Origin of the sequence: Rhodococcus sp. YH3-3 (assembly GCF_001653035.1) — a bacterium.
In the GTDB taxonomy this organism is placed as follows: domain Bacteria; phylum Actinomycetota; class Actinomycetes; order Mycobacteriales; family Mycobacteriaceae; genus Rhodococcus_F; species Rhodococcus_F qingshengii.
This window is the reverse complement of the sequence record NZ_BCWH01000002.1, coordinates 795685-815254: the sequence shown is the minus strand read 5'-3', so window position 1 is coordinate 815254 and position 19570 is coordinate 795685. Positions and strand designations below refer to the sequence as shown.

Sequence of the window (19570 nt, the reverse complement as noted above, 5' to 3'; positions counted from 1 at the left end):
CTGAGCCCGAGGATCCGTAGACGGTTCGGCCAATTCAGTACTGTTCTCGGGGCACCGCGTGGAAGATGGTGGACAGAAATTCGTTGCGGCAATAAGGAGCACGGTGAGCAGTTCGGAGTCAGAGTGGATCGACGAGGTCACCGAACCCGCCCCTGCTGAATCTCACGTTGCCGAACCTCACACCGCTGATCCGGTCGACGTCGATGCTCATCTGCTCAGCCGGATTCAAGCCGACATCGAGGAGTCCCTCCTCGGCGGACCGCGCTGCTTCACGCAATCGCAGATCGCGGAATTCGCCGGTGTGACACGCGAGCGTGCCGATCGTTTGTGGGTCGCGATGGGCTTTGCCGTCGACGAGGATCCCGACGCCGTCATGTTCACCCAGCAAGACGCCAACGCCCTCAAGACGATCATCGACATGGTCAATCGAGGAGTCATCTCGCAGAGCAGTGAGGTGGCTGCCGCCCGTTCACTGGGGCAGTCGATGTCGAGGTTGGCTGAGTGGCAGGTCTCGCTGATCAGCACACACATCATCGACCAGCTCGCCGACTCGGCAGATCACGAGCCCGAAGCGATCCGGAAGATCGTTCTGCGCCTCGGCGCCGAGATCATTCCCGCTGTCGAATCTCTGCAGACGTACGTCTGGAAGCGCCACGTCGCGTCGTCGACGGGCCGCAACGTCGGAAACCCGGGCGAAGAAGTAGCGAGTCGTGTTCTGGTCGTGGGTTTCGCCGACATCGTCGGGTACACCTCGCTGACCCGCGGCCTCGACTCCGCCGAACTCAACGATCTGCTCGAGCGGTTCGAGTCCGCGTCCACCGAAATCATCGGTCGCAACTACGGCTGGGTGGTCAAGACCGTCGGTGACGAGGTCATGTTCGCCGCTGAAAGTCCCCACCATGCCGCCGAGATCGCTTTGCAGATCCAGCAGGCGGTCCTCGCCGATCACGACGATCCGCAGCTTCGGGTGGGTCTGGCCATGGGGCCGACGTTGGTTCGCTTCGGAGATCTCTACGGTTCGGTGGTCAACAAGGCCGCGCGTCTCACCAGCTCTGCTCGTCCCGGCACCGTGCTGATCGACTCCGAGTTGGCCACCCAACTCGGCTCGGACGCCAATTTCAAACTGCGGCACCTACGTCCGCGACGAGTACGCGGAATCGACAGGCTCGAACAGTACGTCCTTCGACGCAACCTGGAGCCGTGAGCGTCAGCTCGACACTCCGCGTGCAGCCAGAAAGTCGTCCACGATCTGCTCACACGCAGCCTCCCCGAGAGGCGTCAGCGTGGCCAGCTTGGTGAGCACCAACGGTCCGACCAACTGAGCAAGTGCGACGTCGTAGTCGTACTCCCCCAACGCGTCGATCGCGTCCGGCGAGCGCAGGATCCGATCGAACGCGTGTCGGTACTGCTCGAAAACCGTCTGGCGCAGCGATCGCAATTCGGGCTTGTCCGTGGACAGGGCATCGACGCTCGAATAACCCTTCAGTTCCGGCCCCAAGCCGAGCCAGCACATCGCCGTCACCTGGATCGGTGCGCTTTCGATGGCCTTGGCCTGACTGGTCAACAACTCGAGCAACTGCGCGCGGAGATCGCCTTCACCGGACATCTCCGGCACCGGCGGCAGTAGACGTGCAAATGCCGCGGCGAGTAACTCCGTGCCGCTGTCGAAATGGCGGTACAGCGTCGCACGCGCGACGTTGGCCAACGTGGTGACGGCATCGATCGTCACGGCGTCGACGCCGCCTTCTGCCAGCAGCGTGGTCGCTGCGTCGAGCAACCTGGACCTGGAACGCTGTTTGCGCGGGTCCTCGTCGTTTCCCTGCTGTTCGATTCCCTGCTTGTCGATTCCCACCGTCACAACTTCAGTTATACCCACTTGGGGGTTGTGGAACTGCTGTTCTTGTAACGATACTGATGGTCTTGTTTCTATCGGGAGGTTTCGTGAGTAGCGATACGACGCTCGAACAGTCCACGTGGACCATCCGACAGATCTGGATGCTGACGGTCGCGTGCTGCGCCGTCGCGCTGGTCGTCGCAGCGATGGCCGCTCTCAACACGGCCCTTCCCGACTTGGCCCGCGATACCGGTGCAACACAGAGCCAGCTCACGTGGATCGTGGACGGGTACACGCTCACGCTGGCTTGTCTCTTGTTGCCGGCGGGCGCACTCGGCGATCGATACGGTCGACGAGAACTGCTCATGTTCGGACTACTCGTTTTTGCTGCTGGCTCGTCGATTCCGGTCTTCGCGGACGAACCGTCGTGGATCATCGTCTCCCGCGTGATCTCCGGCGTCGGCGCCGCATTTGTCATGCCGGCGACGCTGTCTCTACTCACTGCAGGTTTCCCGCCGGCGCAGCGTGCCCGCGCCGTCGGAGTCTGGTCCGGCGTCGCAGGGTCCGGTGCAATCGCCGGACTTGTCGTCTCCGGGTTGCTCCTCGAAAAATGGTCGTGGCATTCGATATTCGTCAGCCTGGCCGTCGTCTCAGTTCTCATCCTCGTGGTGTCGTTCACGATCGTGACGTCGAAGGACACGGAGGCAACTCCACTCGATCTACCTGGTACAGCGCTGATCGCCGGCTCGATCGGGCTGTTCGTCCTCGGGATGATCGAGGCGCCGGCCCGTGGTTGGCTCGATCCGGTAGTTCTCGCGTTGCTGGTCGGCGGAATTGCCATGGCCGCGGTATTCAGCTGGGTCGAATTACGTACTCGCCATCCACTTCTGGACGTGAGACTGTTCGCCAATCGCGCATTCGGCAGCGGCGCAGCGTCACTGACCCTGCAATTCCTGGCGACTTTCGGCTTGTTCTTCCTGATCGTGCAGTATCTCCAACTGGTGCTCGACTACTCCCCCCTGCAATCGGCGCTCGCCCTGATGCCGATCGCTGTGCCGGTGATGGCGCTGTCCGTGGTTGCTCCCCTACTGATTCCGCGTATCGGCCTTCGCGCTCTCACCGCCACCGGGGTTGCCTTCCTCGGAACCGGAATTGCACTCCTGACGCGCTTGGATGCCAGTTCGACCTATGCCGAAGTCTGTGTTCCCTTGGTAGTGGCCGCCATTGGATTGGGTTTGTCGACAACCCCCGCCACTGCTGCCATCGTCTCCAACGCACCGGACTCCAAACAGGGGGTTGCCTCAGCAGTCAACGACGCAACCCGTGAGATCGGCTCCGCCATCGGCGTTGCACTGGCGGGAAGTATCCTCGCCGCCGGCTACGGAAATCACGTCCAGCCCGCGGTCGACTTGCTACCCGAACCGGCCAAGGAGCCGGTATCCGGTTCTCTGGCCGCCGCTCTCCACGTCGCCGAAGCAGCCGGGCCGCAGGGTGCCCAGTTGGCCGAATTCGCCCGTGAAGCCTTCATCAAAGGCATGGATCAAGGAGCACTCACGCTCGCTTCGATCATGTGGGTATCCGCGATCGTTCTGGGATTCTGGGCTCCGGGTCGTCAGCGAGACTGACCGCCTCGTCGGTACGCCGGGGCCTTGGTCGTCTGCTCCGACTGCAGAGTCTGCAGGAGGGGCATCGACCGGAGTGGCACCACAACCGAGAGAACCATGACGCTGGTCGACCGGGTGGCTATCCCCGACCGATTCAGTTCGAGCAGCGTCGCTTGCAAATCCTCGTGCGACGCAGCGGCAATCCGGCACAGCACGTCGCCGGAGCCGGTGGTGGCAAAGGCTTCGAGCACACCGGGGATTGCCTCGAGTTCCGCTGTGACGGTGTCGAGCGCCCCCTGGGCGATCTGCAAAGTCACGAATGCCTGTACTCCGAAACCCGCTGCAGCCAAATTGATGTGCGGCGCGTATCCGGCGATGACGCCCGCATCTTCCATCCTTTTCAATCTCGCCTGCACTGTCGCCCGCGCAACCTTGACCTGACGCGAAAGCTCCAACGCACCGGCTCTCGGGTGCTTGTTCATCGCGTCCAACAGAGCCAGATCCACTGCGTCGAGATTCACGTCTGCTCCACTCGTCGTTCAACTATGCAAATTGCCTACAAAACAGTGCCACCATCTTCGCATTCCGGCGCTGTGTCTACTTTCAACTACCTCTGTTGACTACCCAACCTCTGAAGGACTTATCTGTTTGTACTGGCAGTGCCGAACATAACTCGAGCACCGCGCTGTGTACATCGCACTCAGAGGGGACTCACCATGACCGTCGAACAGACTCTCACCGACGACGAACAGTTGGCCGGCCTGGATCTGGAGCAATTACGCCAGCTGGTCGGACTGGTCGAGTACGACAGCGATCACGATCCCTTCCCCGTGAGCGGTTGGGACGGCCTCGAATGGATCGTCGGAAATGCCACGCAGACTTCACATTTCTTCCAGTCTGCGTTCGGCATGGAATTGGTGGCCTATTCAGGCCCGTCGACGGGAAACCGCGACCACCACGCGTTTGTACTCAAAAGCGGGGCCGTGCGGTTTGTCGTCAAAGGTGCTGTGGATCCGGCAAGTCCGCTGATCGAACATCACAGCCGTCACGGCGACGGTATCCGCGACATCGCGCTCAGCGTCCCTGACGTGGACAAGTGCATCGCACACGCCATCACCCAAGGCGCGACGGTGTTGAGCGAACCGCACGACGTCACCGACGAGCACGGCACCGTTCGCCTGGCCAGCATCGCGACGTACGGCGAGACTCGGCACACCCTCGTCGACCGTTCCCGCTACACCGGCCCTTACCTTCCCGGATACGTCGAACGGACGTCGTCGTACCGCAAGCGTGACGGCGCGCCCAAGCGAATCTTCCAGGCCCTCGACCACGTCGTCGGCAATGTCGAACTCGGCAAGATGGACCAGTGGGTCGACTTCTACAACCGGGTCATGGGATTCACCAACATGGCCGAGTTCGTGGGCGGCGACATAGCCACCGACTACTCCGCGCTGATGAGCAAGGTCGTCTCGAGCGGCAATCACCGAGTCAAGTTCCCACTCAACGAACCTGCCATCGCGAAGAAGCGGTCACAGATCGACGAGTACCTCGAGTTCTATCGAGGTCCCGGCGCTCAGCATCTCGCGCTTGCGACCAACGACATCCTCGGAGCAGTCGATGCTCTGGTCGACGAAGGAATCGAGTTTCTCTCTACTCCGGCTTCGTATTACGAGGATCCCGAATTGCGCGCGCGTATCGGAGAGGTTCGAGTTCCGATCGAGGAATTGCAGAAGCGAGGCATCCTCGTCGACCGCGACGAGGACGGCTATCTTCTTCAGATCTTCACCAAGCCGATCGGAGATCGTCCCACCGTGTTCTTCGAGATCATCGAACGCCACGGCTCACTGGGATTCGGACTGGGAAACTTCAAAGCCCTGTTCGAAGCGATCGAGCGTGAGCAGGCCGCGCGGGGCAACTTCTGAGGTAGGTCAGCTGTTTTCGGTCCACGCCCAGACCACCGCGGGTCGCCCGGTGGCACTGACCCGGACTCGTTCGTCCGTACGTTCCAGCCCTGGCAACGCTTTGAGCGTCCGGTTCAAATTGCCCGGGTCCGGACGCACACCGGAAAGCTCCTCCGCCACGGCCAGCGCGTACGACGCCGGAAACGACGGACCCAGTAATGCCCGCGTGAATGCCTGATCTCGCCACAACAGGGTGTCAGCAAGGATCGGGCGGGTATCGGCGACTATCCGATTGTGGTCGAACGCAAGGTCCCCCGGGTTGTCCCAGCTCACCCATTCGGCCGAACCCGGCACCTCGTCCGACGAGATCACTGCCCACATGGTCACCGAGAGCGTCGGACCGCGGGGGTCGCGATTGGGTTCGTCGAACACGGTCAATTGACCGCTGACGAGGATCTTCTCGTCGGGAATTCCGAGCTTGGTGGTCACGGCTCGCCTGGCGGCGTCCTGCAACCGCTCACCGGCGCCCAGCAGTACACCGGGCAGCGCCAACTGCCCGGTGTACGGCTCCGCTTGCCGCGGAGTGACGGCAAATCGCAACATCCCGGGTTCCGGATTGCCGAACCGGAGCGCGATGACATCGATCGAGACAAGTGACTGGTCCACACCGTCCATCATGCAGGCACTGGGCATCGCATCTGACGATCGACCCGGTCGGCACCGTTCGCGGTCAGCACTACCGGCGCACCCATTTCCTCGCTCAGATACCGGGCGAAATCCTCCGGGTCGGCCGGAAGTTCCTTCGGCACGACCCCTACGGCTTTCAGGGAATCTGTCAGCGCCTGCTGGTGATCGAGATCCTTCCACTCTCCGACGGGAACGAACGGCAATCCTTCGTACGCGTGCACCCCGTGGATCGGGACGCCTGCAGCCCGCGCGCGATCCATCGCGTCGAGATGAGTAAGCGCCAAACCGTCGACGCCACCGCTCACCTCGATTGCGTAGTGCAACAACAACTCGTCGAGGTGGCCCGTCCGGAATCCGCCTTGATACTCACCCGTCCCGTTGTGCAGCTCGGGCAACACCTTCGCCAGCTCCGGATCCTCCGTCGGGAAGGGCCCAGCTCCGTGTCGTGTCATGTACGTGCGGGTGACGCCGAGTACGTAACTGTCCCGGCCCAACTCGTCGATCATCGCTCGCGCGTTGGACGGCTCGACCGTCGACCACGTGGTGTGTGGGTGAAACCCCCGCCACTCGTCGAGAAGGACACCTTGTGCCCCCTCGAATACCAGACGACCACCGGCGCCCAACGCGCCCAGCGCATCCGGGTCGGCGATGTCCACGACGGCACCGAATTCCGCGTACATGTCGACCATGTCGTCGATCGGCGGAAAACCGTGGCGACTCTCCGCGATCAACGGTCCGTAGAATGTGGCCAACGCCGACAACTCACGACGCAAGGAATCAGGTCGCCGGCAGTCTCCCACCGTAGGCGCATTCGCAACTTCGAGCGCATACGCCGCGGTCTCACCGATCCCCTTGCCACACGAGCCGTGTCGGTTACCGCCGCGAGCATCCTCACGGGCCCTGTTGGCGGCCACGTGAATCGGCGTCGTCAACAATGCGCGCGCGTCGATCCGTATCAGATCGAACGGATTTCGAACTCCGAGCGCTTCCAGAGCACGCGCCTCCCGGGCGAGGGCGATGGGCTCGACCAACACGAATCTCGAGAGAAACGTCGGGACGCCGGACAGCGTTCCCGAACCGAACTGCGAAAACGTGTGGTGGCACTCGCCGACCGTCACGTTGTGCGCTGCCTGTGCCCCACCGTTGAACCGGACCACTGCGGCCACACCCAAATCGGCTTGGTCGGAGCAAAGCCAATCGACGGTTGCTCCCTTCCCCGCATCTCCGAACCCGAGGTCTACGACGACGATATCGCGGTCTTCGAACGGCTCCATCATGCTCTCCTTCTATGCGAAATCAACATCGTCCGTATCGGTTCCGAGATCGTGGGGCAACCCGGCCACCGTCGCGGTGCTGCGCCCTGGGATCACAGCGAGAGCCTTGCCGACGGTCTCGGCTTCAGCTCTTGAACCGATGTCGCGGAGATCCGCCAGTCCGTCACGCAGGTCGATGCGGTCCTCACCGATTCCGACCGTCAGCGCGATCAGTTCGCACACCGCAGCGGGGTCGTCGAGTTTGACGAAGCGTTCACCGAGAAACTTCTTCCAGTGATCCGCGATTTCCGGATCGTTGAAGTACGACGACTGATCTGGCAGAACGAAGTAGACATTCCATCTTTCTTCGAGTTCACGGTAGATCGACGAGACCGATACGTCCTGACGTACCTTGTCGCCGATCACCGAACGGATGTGACGAGCCGAGAGCCGCGGCTTGTTCAGCTCGTCGCCGATGATGAAGAGGTAGCCTTTCCTTCCGCGCTTCTCCCAGGCATCCGCACTGGTGTGGCGCGCCATGAAATATGCTGCCAATTCATAGCTTTCCGACTTCTGTCCACCACCGTTGCCCTCGAGGAAGATGGTCCGAAGCTGCTCGTCCATCGCGTTACCCGACTCGAACTGGCCGACTTGTAGTGGCACCTGATCGGAATCGGCGTCGCCGATACCACCGAACAGAATCTGCGGATCATCCGCGTATCCCTTGCGTTGCAGCAGCCCGTGCAGCTTTCCGAGCTTGTCCTGCATGATTCGAGGAACAGCGCCCATCGAGCCGGTGACATCGAAAAGCACTGCTATCGGGAGAGAATCGGGGTGCCCGGCCGAGTCTCGGCATTCACGCTTGTCGACGCCGAAGGGGTCGAGGGTCGGGTCCGCTTTCCAACTGCTTCGCGGACGCGACCGAAGCGAATCGGTGTAACCGAAATCGTCGACACCGCGTGCGGCACGAAAAGTCTTGCCCGCCAAATAGGTGTTGTCGTCCCAGTTTCCGTAGCCCATGACAATCACTGTCCTTTCGTGGATGGAACGGCGAACGGACGAAATGTCCGCTGGCCATAGAGAAGATCGAGGAGTTCGTCGAACTCACCCAGTAGGTCGACCGCGTCGGGACGCAATCTCGGGTTGTCCTGCATGCAGCCGTCGGCAAACGCCTTCATCCGTTCGTGGGTCTGCTCGCCCAGCATTCGGAGCATCAAATGATGAGCCATGTAGACGTCCCAGGCCGGAGACGCTCCTTCGCCGAGTTCCGGTGGGTACGAATCACGATCGGAACCGATCGTCGCCACCGGGCGGCTGCCCGTACGGGTGGCAAAGGACCAGCCGACCAGCACCACCCCGTGCCGATCAGGCTCGATCAGCACGTTCTCCGCGGTAATCGCGGTGTGCACCCAACCAGTCGCATGCGCTGCTGCCAGAGCCCGAAGTAGCCGTCGGTGCATCCACGCCCAGTCCCGTGGATCGAGGCCACCCGGATACGCCTCACGGACGTCGGCGAGACTCACAAAACCTTCGGTCAGATCGTCCAGCACATCGATCTGACGTCTCGTGCCGCTGCCCACATGGGTGATTTGATCGATCAATCGCGGGAAGTACGAGACTGCCCAACCGGCTTCGCACGAATTCTCGATGTCCGTCAACACATTCCGTTCGGCCTCGATCATCGAGTTCGCCCGAGGGTCTCGCGGAATCTTGAGTACGACACGGGCATCGGACCGGTACAGGTTAGCGACCGAGCCGCGCGCTACCAGTCCACCCAACGTGTACTCGCCCCGCTCGCCGACATAAACGGGCCGAGAATCTGCCGGCTCGAACTCCGCTGTCCAACTGCGGTATAGCTCGTTCAACCGAGATGTTGCGGCCGAGTATCGCACCCGATCTTCGGGCTTCGCCCGGTCCGGATGAATGGCGGAGGCGAGCCGATGAAAACGACGCTTCGCAGCGCGACGGGTGTCGAGATCGCTGGAGTCTCCCCCGAACACATCGGCCGAAACTCGTGCTGCCTCGACGATTTCAAGTGCCGTGCTGATCGTTTTCATGGTTTTAGTCTATCTGACTAAAACGAAGACGGCAAGAATGCGTATTTCATCCGAGTACATGCGCATCACATCAGGACACGGCAATCACCTGGCGGTACCGAGGGCTGAAACAGCTTTGCGTAGCTCGATCACTGCCAGACTGCTGTCGCCCTCGCGGGTACACAGATCGATCGAACACTGCTCGATGTCGGAAATGCGCACGAAACTGATATCCGAGCGGGTGTAGTACTCGGCAATGGTTGCTGCCGTTATCACCACCGCCCGACCGTTGGCGACAACCTCGAGCGCTTCGTCCATCGTGCGGACAGAGGGACCGTACCGGACGGGTACACCACTCGGGCGCGGGTCCACCGACCACCATTTCACCCATTCGGGTGGCGCACCGTCACTCGAAACCTGCACAGTCCCATCTATTTCAGAAATCTCGATACTCGTACGGCCCGCCAGTCGGTGTCCTCGAGGCAGGGCCACCACCCGCGGTTCGACGCCGATCCGTTCGAGCACCACACCGTCGAGCACCGGCAGTGGAGGGCGCACGAAGGCGGCATCGACGGTCGCGCTCGCCACCGCGGAAACCTGTTGGGACCAGTCCAATTGGACCAGCTCCACCTCCGCATGCAACGAATCGATCACCGCACGTCCCAAACTTCCGGCCGCCCCGTTGATGAATCCGATCCGCAACCGCCTGGCCCGCCGACGCTCGAGTGCGTCGAGCCCGTTCATCGCGCGAACGGCGAACTCGAGAGCGGGCCGCGCATCCGCGACGAACACCTCACCCGCGGCGGTGAGCACCACCGGGTGCGAACTGCGATCAACCAACTCGACACCCACCTGTTCCTCGAGTCGACGAATCTGCTGACTGAGAGCAGGCGCCGTGACGAACAACCGGTCTGCCGCTCGGCCGAAGTGCCCTTCCGCCACGACGACGAGCAACGAGGACACCAACCGCAGATTCAGATCTTCACCTCTTCTCGCCTTTTTCATTACCGTCCATTGGGTTGTCTTAGGCCGCTGTTCGCCAGCAAAGTGATGACCATCACGGTATCTGAACAGCGGAGTTAAGCAAACCGGCAATTGTCGAACGAAGTTCTACATGTACAGCGAATGCCACGTCAGGTCACAGTTGTCGCAGATCCGGACAGCCCGCCGAATCCGCGAAACCAGGAGATGTGATGAGCAAGTACGAGCACGAATTCGTCCACATGATGGATGGCGTCGAAAAGCAATTGGAAACCATCGACAATCCGCGGCACCAGAAGATCCTCCGAAACTACCGGCGCCACGCATTGCTCGAGGTCTCCGGTCGTTACAAGGAAATCCTCTCGCCCGACATGACCGTCGAAGAACCCGTCTACCGGTTGTTCGAAGACGGGCAGTCGATTGTCCTCGACGGCATGGACGCCGTCACCAACTTCTACCAGTCACTCGCCGAGACGGACACCCTTGTCATGTGGACCGGACAGTCCGACTTCGCGGTCTCCGACAGCGGATTCTCGGGTGAGACTCTCTTCAGTCAATTCGTCCCAGGATCGATTCTGGGAGACGGGGTGTTCGGCGCGGTGCACGAATCGGGTGGATCCACCCCCGCAGCCCCCGAACAGTCGTCGGACATCGACCCCGACGGTTGGTATCTCGTGCGTCGGACCTTGGCATTTGTCTGGCCGTACGACGAGCAGGGGCGACTCATCGGTGAGCATGTCTACGAAGATTCTGCTTCGAAAGTCGTGACCAAGGTGGACCCGAGCGAGGTCATCACGGCGGCGCGCGCAGCCGAACTGCTTGCCCCACTGCTCGAAACGCACCTGCCGTGAGCGCGCCCGTAGCCATTGTCACCGGCGCAGCTGCCGGGTTGGGCGCCGCTATTGCCGAGCGCCTTGCGGAGGACTTCGGCACCCTGCTTCTCCTCGACATCGAAGAGGCTGCACTCGCCGACACCGCAGCACGCCTGGAAAGCCTTGGCGTAGCAGTCCACACGGCACGATGCGATGTTCGACGTGAAGGTGACGTCAAGAACGCCTTCGACGTGGCTGCGTCGGCCGGAAGCCCGACTGCACTCGTCAACGGCGCCGGAATCGGCGTCTTCACTCCGTTCCTCGAGATCACCGAAGACCAGTGGGACAACACCTTTGCGGTGAACACCAAGGGCAGCTTCCTGATGTGCCGCGAATTCGTGAGCAGAACCGAGGGTCCGGCAGCGATCGTCAACATCGCGTCGATCGGTGCCCGCTTGGGCGGTGACATGCTCGCGCACTACGGACCGTCGAAGGCCGCCGTGATCGAGATGAGTCACAGCGTCGCCCGGATCGGTGCGACTCGAGGACTCCGTTCGAATACGGTCATGCCCGGCCTGATCCTCACCGACATGTGGCTTCGAACCATCAAGGAACTGCGTCGACGCGATCCTGCGCTGGCAGACGTTTCCGATGCTGACGTCTTCGATTCTTTTGTGGCCCAGATGGTTCCGATGGGTCGAGCTCAGACGCCCGGAGACATCGCCGAGATGGTCGCCTTCTTGCTCAGTGACAAGGCTCGCAACGTCACCGGCCAGACGATTGCCGTCGACGGCGGCGCCGTGATGACCTGATCGGGTCGATGGCGGTCAGCCCCAGCGCGACTGGCCGCCGTCGAGCGGGATCGTGGCACCCGTGAGGTACCCGGCGTCTTCGCTGACGAGGAAGACGACGGCACGACCGATGTCGGTCTCGGGGTCTCCGACGCGTCCCAGCGGAATACCTGCGACAAATGCCGCTGCCTCTTCGGGATTCTTGTCCATCCACCACTGCAACGCGGGAGTCTTGGCGTGCGGGGCAACATTGAGAACGCGAATGTTGTCCTTGCCCCATTCACAGGCCGCAGCGCGGGTCAACGAGCGCATGCCTTCTTTGATGGAACCGTAAGCGCCGTAGTTACTGGCATCCCAGCGCACCGCCGCCGAGGTGACCATGTTGATGATGACGCCACCGCCACGACTGTTCATGTGGGGGTACGACGCCTGCATCATGCGCAGGGTGGCGAGCGGCCCCGTCGCGAAGGAACGCTCGAAGTCTTCGTCGAGCACACTCAAGAGTGGGCCGGGCTTGCAGTCGTTGGCGTTGTTGACCAGGATGTCGATTCCGCCGAACAGTTCGACGGTACGGTCCACGGCGTCGGTGATGTCGTCCTTCTTGCTGACGTCGCAGACCACCGCCTCACCGCGCGCACCGATGTCAGCCAGTAGTCCGCACGTGGTGTGCAACTTGGATTCGGTGCGGCCGGCAACGGCGATCACGGCGCCCTCTTTGGCCAAGGCCAGGGCAATCCCCTGCCCGATTCCCTGACCCGCACCGGTGATGAGTGCGACTTTGCCTTCGAGCTTGCCCATGTGACTACTCCAATGTCCGTCGACGCAGAGGTCCCTTTTGCGGGAGGGACCGGTCGATTCTGGTGACTGCCGCTGTTTGTCGTCTACACTCGACCTACAAAACAACCAAGCACTTGCTTGACCCTAAGGTGTGCGACCACGTCGCGTCAATCACATTGGGCGGCAATTCAGCTCGGCACCGCACCAGGAAGGCTCCACCGTGACACTGCCCAACCCCGTCGATTTCAGCGGACGCTCGGTGATCGTCACCGGCGGCACCAAAGGCATCGGCTACGTCATCGCCGAAACCTTCCTCGCCGCGGGTGCGAACGTGCTGGTCTGTGGCCGTAACGAGCCCGAAAACCTACCCACCGCCGACGGTCGTAGCGCAGCCTTTCGCGCCACGGACGTCCGCGATCCCGCCGACGCCGCAGCCCTCGTCCAGGATGCCGTCGAGCGCTTCGGCCGTCTGGACGTCCTGGTCAACAACGCCGGCGGCTCCCCCGACGCCGACGCTGCGACGGTGTCACCCCGCTTCGTCGAGAAGATCGTGGCCCTGAACCTGTTGGCACCCTTCAACGTTGCCCAGGCCGCAAATGCAGTGATGCAGACTCAGGACGACGGCGGTGCCATCATCAACATCGGCAGTGTCTCGGCGATCGACCCGCAGCCCGGAACCGCGGCGTACAGCGCAGCCAAGGCAGGCCTCCTCGTTCTGACCAAGGCATTGGCCCTCGAATGGGCGCCGAAGGTCCGGATCAACCACATCACCACCGGCCTGATCCGTACCGAGGCTGCCGCCGAGGTCTACGGCGCCGACGGCGGCGCTGCGGTCACCAGGACCATTCCGATGGAGCGCATGGCCGTGCCGGCCGATATCGCCAACTCCTGCCTGTTCCTGGCGAGCCCGCTCTCCTCGTACGTGAACGGCGCCGACATCGCCGTTCACGGCGGCGGTGAGTACCCGGCTCGCTACATGGCGACCCACCAGGATTGAAACAAATACGAAGCAGCCCCTGAGCGGATTCGCTCGGGGGCTGCTTCTTCGTGTGAACAACTGCGGGGCGCGACGAGGGGTCAAGCACCCCGCAGTTGAGTCTGGAGGGACTAGCGAGCGGAGAAGCTCACTCGTGCACCGGAAATCGCTACCTGATCACCCTTGGTGACCTGGAAGGCCAGGTCGTCGGGAGTTCCCCACGCAACGATGGACGGCGCCTCACCCGGATGGATCGCCGCAGCGAATCGACCTTCGAGACTGACAAGATCAGCCGGATGCACTCCGGCGACCCGAGCAAGCTCGAGTGTGCTGGCGGCCAACGTGCACAGGCCGTGCATGATCGGACGCGGCTGGTTGATCCGCGCCGCAGCCTGGGGATCGATGTGGATGTGGTGCTTGTCGCCCAGGAGCCGGTACATCGCCGTCTGGTTCTCCGCTGTGGTCAGCACACCGGTCAACGAAGGCTCGCCGGTCGGCTCCGCCGGACGTGAGGGTCCACGTTCTCCGCCGAATCCACCGGCACCGGGGGCAAAAAGTGACCAGGTCGCGACGAAGTATTCGCACTCCTCCTTCACTTCGAACACGGCCGCTGCGCCCTTGTCCCACACCTCGCCGACCGAAGCCTTCAAGGTCACGTCACCGCTACGCGGAAGCGGAGCAAGCACTTTCAGCTCTTGCGAGCCGTGCAGTGCCGTCGAGGTGTCGAAGGCGCCCGCCGAACCCAGAGCGTCGGGAGCCCACTGCGCCAGCGTCAGAGCAAAGGTCGGCAGTACCCGAAGCTGATCCTCGAAGACGAGGTCCAGCTCGGTCGCCTTGGCGCCCACGGCAAGTGCGTACAGGATCGCGTCGCGCTCGGTGTACGACACGGTGCGGGTCCCGAGATCGGCTCCACGCCAATCGCCGGCGGTCTTCGCAGCTTCCGAAGTTGTCACTGTCTTTTCCTCTCTCAAACAGCGCCGAGAACGAGACCGCTGGTGGGTACTGCTGTTCCGGCTGTGACCAATACGTTTTCGACGCCCTCGGGCTGGTTGGTCGACGTGCCTCGCACCAGTCGCACACCTTCGGCAATTCCGTTGACACCGTGCAGGTACGCCTCGCCGACCTGACCACCGTGAGTGTTGGACGGCAGGCGTCCACCGATCTCGAGGTTGCCTTCGCGGATGAAGTCCTTGGCTTCGCCTGGCTTGCAGAAGCCCAGTTCTTCGAGCTGGGGAAGCACCAACGGAGTGAAGTGGTCGTACAGGATCGCGGCGTTGATGTCGTCCGGTGTCAGGCCGCTCTGGCCGTACAGCTGACGAGCAACCAAGCCCATCTCCGGGATACCCGAGATGTCGGGCCGGTAGTAGCTGGTCATCATGTGCTGATCCTTGCTACTGCCCTGAGCGGCGCCCTTGATGACGACGGGCTTGTTGGCCAGATCCTTTGCGCGCTCGGCAGAGACGATGACCAATGCCTGGCCGCCGTCGGTTTCCTGGCAGCAGTCGAGCAGGTGCAGCGGCTCGGCGATCCAGCGCGAGTTCTGATGGTCCTCGAGCGTGATCGGACGCTCGTAGAACCAAGCAGCCGGGTTGTTGGCGGCATGCTTGCGCGCCACCACTGCAACTCGTCCGAAGTCCTCACTCGTCGCACCGTACTGGTGCATGTAGCGGCGGGCGAACATGGCGACCCACTGAGCGGGAGTCGACAATCCCTGCGGAGTCATCCACGCATATGCCGCGCGATCCGCGGTGCTGTCCATGGGGCGATCGTGCTGCCCTAGGCCGTAGCGCACACCGGAGCGCTCGTTGAAGGCGCGGTAACAAACCACGACGTCGGCAACACCCGTCGCAACTGCCATGGCCGCCTGCTGCACGGTGGCACACGCAGCGCCGCCACCGTAGTGAATGCGCGAGAAGAACTTCAGCTCGCCGAGACCACAGTTGCGAGCCACGATCGCTTCGCCGTTCGTCTCCGACGTGTAGGTGGACAGACCGTCGACCTCGGACGGATCGATACCGGCGTCAGCGAGTGCCGCGACGATGGCCTCACACGCCAACTGCAGTTCGGTGCGGCCGGAGTTCTTGGAGAACTCGGTGGATCCGATGCCGACGATGGCGGCGGCTCCCGAGAGTGGGCTGATCGCCATCAGGGCCTCTCCTCTTCCTTGAAAGCGACTGCGACGGTGCCGGATGCATGGTTGCCGAGGCTGTTTGCACCCTGCACCTTGACCACGACCACTCCGTCTTCCTTGGACACGACCTCACCGGTCATCGTCATGGTGTCACCCGGGTAGTTGGGCGCCCCGAGACGAATGGCGATGCGGCGCAGGGTCGATGCAGATCCGGCCCAGTCCGTGACGTATCGACCGACAAGACCGTTGCTCGTGAGGATGTTCATGAAGACATCCTTCGAGCCACGCTCCTGGGCCAGGCTCGGATCGTGGTGCACGTCCTGAAAATCGCGAGTGGCGATTGCCGTGGCGACGATCAACGTGCGGGTCAGCGGGATCGCCAACTCGGGCAATGCCTCTCCGACAACGACGTCTGCGTAACTGCGACCGGCAAGTACGGTCATGCGAGCACCTCCACACCGGATGCGAGCTGCGCACCCAGACGCGCTAGATCGGAGCTGGAACCACCGAGGGTGGCAGCAATCTGCTTGCCCCACAACAGGTGACGGTGAACCGGGTAGTCGGTGTCGACGCCCATGCCGCCGTGAACATGCGTGGTGCGATGCACGACGCGCTGTCCGCCGTCGGTAGCCCACCACTTGGCGACCAGTACCGAGGTGCCGAGATCCAGTCCCTCGGAGATGCGCCAGGCGGCCTGCCACAGTGTCACGCGCATCGCTTCGAGATCGATGTAGCAGTCAGCGAGTTGATGATTGACGGCCTGGAAGGTCGCCAGCGGACGGCCGAACTGCTTGCGGCCGTTCAGGTACGTGACGGCCTGCGCGACTGCACCCGAGCCGACGCCCCATTGGATTGCGGCCAATGCCAGCTGAACGCGGTCGATCAGCCACGGAACCGTGGTGCCGTCAGCCGCACCGATCAGCTGCGCGGGGGCACCGGCAAAGGTGACGTTGGCACAGATCTCCCAACTGGTGGACTGCGTCTGTTCGAGCGTCACTCCCTCGGCACTCAGGTCGACCAGCAGCAGTGCCGTACCAGTGGAAGCGGTTGCCGAAACGAGAGCAAGGTTCGCGACGTGAGTCATCGGCACTACTGCCTTCTCACCCGTCAGAGTCCAGTTGCCGTCGGCGTCCTGCTCAGCCGTGGTCAGTGGGTCGCCGCCAGTGTACGGACCGAACTCTTCGAGACCGACGGTCAGGAATCGACTGCCGTCGGCAACTCCCGGAAGGAGTTCGGCGCGAAGGGAATCAGAGCCGAATTCGTTGACAGCCAATGCTGCAAGGGTCGTTTCCCAGATCGGCACGGCCGCAACGTGACGTCCCTGCTGTTCGAGCAGTGCGTACAGCTCGGACAAGCCGAGGCCACCGCCGCCGAACTCCTCCGGCAGGGCGATACCGAGCAACCCGGTGCTCGCGAGTTCGCGCCACAGTTCACGGTCGACGCGCTCGGCGGAGAGTTCGATCTCCTTGGTGCGCTCGATCGTTGCCTTGCTGGTGAAGACCTCGTCGGCCAGTGCGCGAATTGCTTCCTGCTCTTCGCTGAAATTGAAGTCCATCAGTGCTCCTCGCGTACGGCCGGCCGGAACGCGGGAAGCGTCAGATCCGGGTCGGCGTCGATCCAGTCAAGTTCCACGGGCATGTCGACCACGACATCTTCGGGCGCGATACCCACCATGTTGGCGATCAATCGGGTTCCCTCTTCGAGTTCGATTACCGCAACGATGAGCGGGTAGTCGAACGCGTCGATCTTGGGGTGGTGATTGACCACGAAGCTGTACACCGTGCCACGACCCGACGCGTTGATCGTGTCCCACTCGAGTGACCGGCACTCCCCGCACATCGGGCCGGTGGGATGACGCAGCGTCTTGCAGGACGTGCAGCGCTGGATCACCAGACGGTGCTCCTTGGCTGCTTCGAACCAGAAAGCGTTGTCCGCGTTGAGAGCCGGACGCGGACGCAGTGCACGAGGAGCTTCGGGCGCAGCAGATTCCTGAGGTTTGAACCGCAGCGTCCGCCACCGCTGGGTGCCGACAACCTGATCGTCACCGTTGCGGTAGGTCTTGAGCGTCGTGACGAAGTGTCCGACACCGAGGCCGGTCTTCTTCTCCGGCGAAATCGACTCGATGACCTCGGTGTAGTTAACGCGATCGCCTGGGCGCAGTTCGGCGAAGAACTCCTGATCGGAATCGGTGGCCACGACAGAGCTGTAGCCGGCTGCGTCGAGGGTGGCGATCAGATCGGTCCACACCTGCGACGGGTCGTTGCCCGCCATCTTGTCGGTAAAGGTCCGCATGATCCAGACCTGAAGCATCTGAGCGGGAGCGACGACGCCGTCACGACCGGTGGCGCGGGCAGCGTCGTCGTCGAGGTAGACGGGGTTGGTATCGCCCATGGTCTCGGCCCAATGCCGAATCATGGGGATGTTGACCTCGTCTGGCCCCCAGGTGGTGGGAACAAGCGTCTGGCCGACAAAAGCGTCGAGTTGCGCCGAAATGTCGCTCACTTGACCCTCTTTTCGCGAACGAGTCCCAAGCCGATGGTGCCGACCATGTCCCGCAGAACTTCGTTGACGCCGCCGCCGAAGGTGTTCACGACACCCTGACGCGAGATCTGCTCGATCTGACCGGCAAGCAGAGCGCCCGGAGACTCGGGGCGGATGCGACCGGCGGAGCCGAGAATTCCGAGCAGGGTGCGGTAGACGTCGACGTGAGTCTCGGTCCCGTACGTCTTGGTGGCACCGGCGTCGGCTCCGGAGAGCGTGTCCTGTGCGACGGCTGCCGTCATCTTCCAGTTCAGCAGTCGCATGGCCTCGAGCTTGGCGTGTGTGCGAGCGAAGTCCTGTTGCACCCACGGGATGTCGATGGCGCCGTTTTCCTTGGCCCAGTCCAGGACCAGGTTCCACAGACCGTACGTGCGACCACCGATGGCCGCCAGGCCGATTCGCTCGTGGTTGAGCTGAGCCGTGATGAGCTGCCAGCCGCCGTTGACCTCGCCCACAACGTCCTTCGACGGAACTCGAATGCCGGAGTAGTACGTGGACGTCACCATCAAGCCGCCGACGGTGTTGATCGGTGACCACTCGAAGCCTGCATCCTCGGTGGGGACGATCAGGATCGAGATTCCCTTGTGCTTGGGGGCATCCGCGTCGGTGCGGCAGGCCAGCCACACGTAGTCGGCAGTGTTGGCGCCACTGGTGAAGATCTTGTTGCCGTCGACGATCCACTCGTCACCGTCGAGAACCGCACGAGTCTTGAGTGACGCAAGGTCGGTGCCGGCCTCGGGCTCGGTGTACCCGATTGCGAAGACGATGTCGCCGGCCAGGATGCCGGGCAGGAAACGTTCCTTCTGTTCTTCGGTGCCGTACTTCATCAACGTCGGTCCGACGGTATTGACCGTCACGAAGGGAAACGGCAGACCTGCGCGCTGAACCTCGTCGAAGAACACGAACTGCTCTTCGATGGAGCGTCCCTGTCCACCGAATTCCTTGGGCCAGCCGATACCGAGCCAACCGTCCTTGCCCAGCAACTTCACGATCTCGCGGAAGTACTCGCCACCCACACCTTGCTCGCCGGCCGCGCGACGCTTCTCTTCCGGCAGCAGCGCCGCGAAGTACGCGCGCAACTCCTTGCGGAGCTCCTGCTGCTCGGGCGATTCCCTCAGATCCATCGCTGTTTCTCCTATGGCATTCATGGCTGGCAACTCTTGGCCTGGACGCTAACCAGATGCCCAGGTGGGCGCTGTGAGTGTCTCGATGAGCGGGAAGCCGAAACATGAGCGGCGTCACATAG

20 protein-coding genes are annotated in these 19570 nt (G+C 62.5%); 6 read left to right on the top strand and 14 right to left on the bottom strand.

Annotated features, from left to right (window positions below):
- The first annotated feature begins 103 nt into the window (after positions 1-103).
- The gene (locus tag YH3_RS16580; protein ID WP_007732623.1) at positions 104-1204 is read left to right on the top strand and encodes an adenylate/guanylate cyclase domain-containing protein; all 1101 of its coding nucleotides are present in this window, start codon (positions 104-106) and stop codon (positions 1202-1204) included.
- A gap of 3 nt (positions 1205-1207) precedes the next feature.
- On the opposite strand, the gene YH3_RS16575 is transcribed toward YH3_RS16580, so the two are convergent.
- Positions 1208-1858 carry a TetR/AcrR family transcriptional regulator gene (locus tag YH3_RS16575; RefSeq protein ID WP_064443734.1) on the bottom strand — a complete coding sequence of 217 codons (651 nt, stop codon included), beginning with the start codon at positions 1856-1858 and terminating at the stop codon, positions 1208-1210.
- 56 nt (positions 1859-1914) lie between these two features.
- Here YH3_RS16575 and YH3_RS16570 point away from each other — a divergent pair, with 56 nt between their 5' ends.
- On the top strand, positions 1915-3459 hold the full coding sequence (locus YH3_RS16570) for an MFS transporter (protein ID WP_050656830.1): 1545 nt from the start codon (positions 1915-1917) through the stop codon (positions 3457-3459).
- Here YH3_RS16570 and YH3_RS16565 read toward each other — a convergent pair.
- A complete protein-coding gene (locus YH3_RS16565) occupies positions 3447-3959 on the bottom strand; it encodes an Lrp/AsnC family transcriptional regulator (RefSeq protein ID WP_003939810.1) in 513 nt (170 codons plus the stop codon). The genes YH3_RS16570 and YH3_RS16565 overlap by 13 nt on opposite strands.
- A 195-nt stretch (positions 3960-4154) precedes the next feature.
- Between YH3_RS16565 and hppD the strand changes: the two genes are divergently transcribed.
- Positions 4155-5360, top strand: a complete 1206-nt coding sequence (hppD, locus tag YH3_RS16560; protein ID WP_064443733.1) for a 4-hydroxyphenylpyruvate dioxygenase — start codon at positions 4155-4157, stop codon at positions 5358-5360.
- 6 nt (positions 5361-5366) lie between these two features.
- Here hppD and YH3_RS16555 read toward each other — a convergent pair whose 3' ends face one another.
- From YH3_RS16555 to YH3_RS16535, 5 genes are all read right to left on the bottom strand, one after another.
- On the bottom strand, positions 5367-6017 hold the full coding sequence (locus YH3_RS16555; RefSeq protein ID WP_020909123.1) for an NUDIX domain-containing protein: 651 nt from the start codon (positions 6015-6017) through the stop codon (positions 5367-5369).
- Positions 6014-7303, bottom strand: a complete 1290-nt coding sequence (locus YH3_RS16550; protein WP_064443732.1) for an adenylosuccinate synthetase — start codon at positions 7301-7303, stop codon at positions 6014-6016. Before YH3_RS16550 ends, YH3_RS16555 begins: the two co-directional genes overlap by 4 nt.
- A gap of 9 nt (positions 7304-7312) precedes the next feature.
- Positions 7313-8299 (bottom strand): hypothetical protein, encoded by a 987-nt coding sequence (locus YH3_RS16545; RefSeq protein WP_064444212.1) that lies wholly within the window; start codon positions 8297-8299, stop codon positions 7313-7315.
- A 5-nt stretch (positions 8300-8304) separates the two neighbouring features.
- Complete coding sequence (locus tag YH3_RS16540) at positions 8305-9336, bottom strand: hypothetical protein (protein ID WP_042448370.1); 1032 nt, start codon at positions 9334-9336, stop codon at positions 8305-8307.
- A gap of 84 nt (positions 9337-9420) precedes the next feature.
- A complete protein-coding gene (locus tag YH3_RS16535) occupies positions 9421-10320 on the bottom strand; it encodes a LysR family transcriptional regulator (RefSeq protein WP_007732639.1) in 900 nt (299 codons plus the stop codon).
- A 188-nt stretch (positions 10321-10508) separates the two neighbouring features.
- On the opposite strand from YH3_RS16535, the gene YH3_RS16530 reads away from it, so the two are divergent.
- Positions 10509-11147: a hypothetical protein gene (locus tag YH3_RS16530; protein ID WP_007732640.1), complete on the top strand. Its 639-nt coding sequence runs from the start codon at positions 10509-10511 to the stop codon at positions 11145-11147.
- Positions 11144-11920 (top strand): SDR family NAD(P)-dependent oxidoreductase, encoded by a 777-nt coding sequence (locus YH3_RS16525; protein WP_042448376.1) that lies wholly within the window; start codon positions 11144-11146, stop codon positions 11918-11920. The genes YH3_RS16530 and YH3_RS16525 overlap by 4 nt, the downstream gene beginning before the upstream one ends.
- 15 nt (positions 11921-11935) lie before the next feature.
- Here the strand turns inward: YH3_RS16525 and YH3_RS16520 are convergent, their stop codons facing one another.
- Positions 11936-12697, bottom strand: a complete 762-nt coding sequence (locus YH3_RS16520; protein ID WP_007732643.1) for an SDR family NAD(P)-dependent oxidoreductase — start codon at positions 12695-12697, stop codon at positions 11936-11938.
- A gap of 199 nt (positions 12698-12896) precedes the next feature.
- Here YH3_RS16520 and YH3_RS16515 point away from each other — a divergent pair, with 199 nt between their 5' ends.
- Positions 12897-13673 (top strand): SDR family oxidoreductase, encoded by a 777-nt coding sequence (locus tag YH3_RS16515; RefSeq protein WP_003940546.1) that lies wholly within the window; start codon positions 12897-12899, stop codon positions 13671-13673.
- A gap of 110 nt (positions 13674-13783) precedes the next feature.
- On the opposite strand, the gene YH3_RS16510 is transcribed toward YH3_RS16515, so the two are convergent.
- Genes YH3_RS16510 through YH3_RS16485 form a run of 6 tightly spaced genes read right to left on the bottom strand, consistent with a single transcriptional unit; the run spans position 13784 to position 19448 of the window.
- Positions 13784-14605, bottom strand: coding sequence for a MaoC/PaaZ C-terminal domain-containing protein (locus YH3_RS16510; protein ID WP_064443731.1), 822 nt, complete (start codon positions 14603-14605; stop codon positions 13784-13786).
- A gap of 14 nt (positions 14606-14619) precedes the next feature.
- Positions 14620-15798: a lipid-transfer protein gene (locus YH3_RS16505; protein ID WP_003940050.1), complete on the bottom strand. Its 1179-nt coding sequence runs from the start codon at positions 15796-15798 to the stop codon at positions 14620-14622.
- The gene (locus YH3_RS16500) at positions 15798-16226 is read right to left on the bottom strand and encodes a MaoC family dehydratase (protein ID WP_003940399.1); all 429 of its coding nucleotides are present in this window, start codon (positions 16224-16226) and stop codon (positions 15798-15800) included. Before YH3_RS16500 ends, YH3_RS16505 begins: the two co-directional genes overlap by 1 nt.
- Positions 16223-17338, bottom strand: coding sequence for an acyl-CoA dehydrogenase family protein (locus YH3_RS16495; RefSeq protein ID WP_030537002.1), 1116 nt, complete (start codon positions 17336-17338; stop codon positions 16223-16225). Before YH3_RS16495 ends, YH3_RS16500 begins: the two co-directional genes overlap by 4 nt.
- Entirely contained in the window at positions 17338-18285 is a 948-nt protein-coding gene (locus YH3_RS16490) for a bifunctional MaoC family dehydratase N-terminal/OB-fold nucleic acid binding domain-containing protein (RefSeq protein WP_054827060.1), read from the bottom strand. The genes YH3_RS16495 and YH3_RS16490 overlap by 1 nt, the downstream gene beginning before the upstream one ends.
- A complete protein-coding gene (locus tag YH3_RS16485; protein ID WP_003940442.1) occupies positions 18282-19448 on the bottom strand; it encodes an acyl-CoA dehydrogenase family protein in 1167 nt (388 codons plus the stop codon). The genes YH3_RS16490 and YH3_RS16485 overlap by 4 nt, the downstream gene beginning before the upstream one ends.
- Positions 19449-19570: the final 122 nt, after the last annotated feature.

What these genes read in the sequence shown, in the direction of transcription:
- YH3_RS16570 (WP_050656830.1), top strand. Translation starts at nt 1,915, where the DNA reads ATGGTCTTGTTTCTATCGGGAGGTTTCGTGAGTAGCGATACGACGCTC.
- hppD (WP_064443733.1), top strand. Translation starts at nt 4,155, where the DNA reads ATGACCGTCGAACAGACTCTCACCGACGACGAACAGTTGGCCGGCCTG.
- YH3_RS16555 (WP_020909123.1), bottom strand. Translation starts at nt 6,017, where the DNA reads ATGATGGACGGTGTGGACCAGTCACTTGTCTCGATCGATGTCATCGCG.
- YH3_RS16550 (WP_064443732.1), bottom strand. Translation starts at nt 7,303, where the DNA reads ATGATGGAGCCGTTCGAAGACCGCGATATCGTCGTCGTAGACCTCGGG.
- YH3_RS16545 (WP_064444212.1), bottom strand. Translation starts at nt 8,299, where the DNA reads ATGGGCTACGGAAACTGGGACGACAACACCTATTTGGCGGGCAAGACT.
- YH3_RS16540 (WP_042448370.1), bottom strand. Translation starts at nt 9,336, where the DNA reads ATGAAAACGATCAGCACGGCACTTGAAATCGTCGAGGCAGCACGAGTT.
- YH3_RS16535 (WP_007732639.1), bottom strand. Translation starts at nt 10,320, where the DNA reads ATGAAAAAGGCGAGAAGAGGTGAAGATCTGAATCTGCGGTTGGTGTCC.
- YH3_RS16530 (WP_007732640.1), top strand. Translation starts at nt 10,509, where the DNA reads ATGAGCAAGTACGAGCACGAATTCGTCCACATGATGGATGGCGTCGAA.
- YH3_RS16520 (WP_007732643.1), bottom strand. Translation starts at nt 12,697, where the DNA reads ATGGGCAAGCTCGAAGGCAAAGTCGCACTCATCACCGGTGCGGGTCAG.
- YH3_RS16505 (WP_003940050.1), bottom strand. Translation starts at nt 15,798, where the DNA reads ATGGCGATCAGCCCACTCTCGGGAGCCGCCGCCATCGTCGGCATCGGA.
- YH3_RS16500 (WP_003940399.1), bottom strand. Translation starts at nt 16,226, where the DNA reads ATGACCGTACTTGCCGGTCGCAGTTACGCAGACGTCGTTGTCGGAGAG.
- YH3_RS16495 (WP_030537002.1), bottom strand. Translation starts at nt 17,338, where the DNA reads ATGGACTTCAATTTCAGCGAAGAGCAGGAAGCAATTCGCGCACTGGCC.
- YH3_RS16485 (WP_003940442.1), bottom strand. Translation starts at nt 19,448, where the DNA reads ATGGATCTGAGGGAATCGCCCGAGCAGCAGGAGCTCCGCAAGGAGTTG.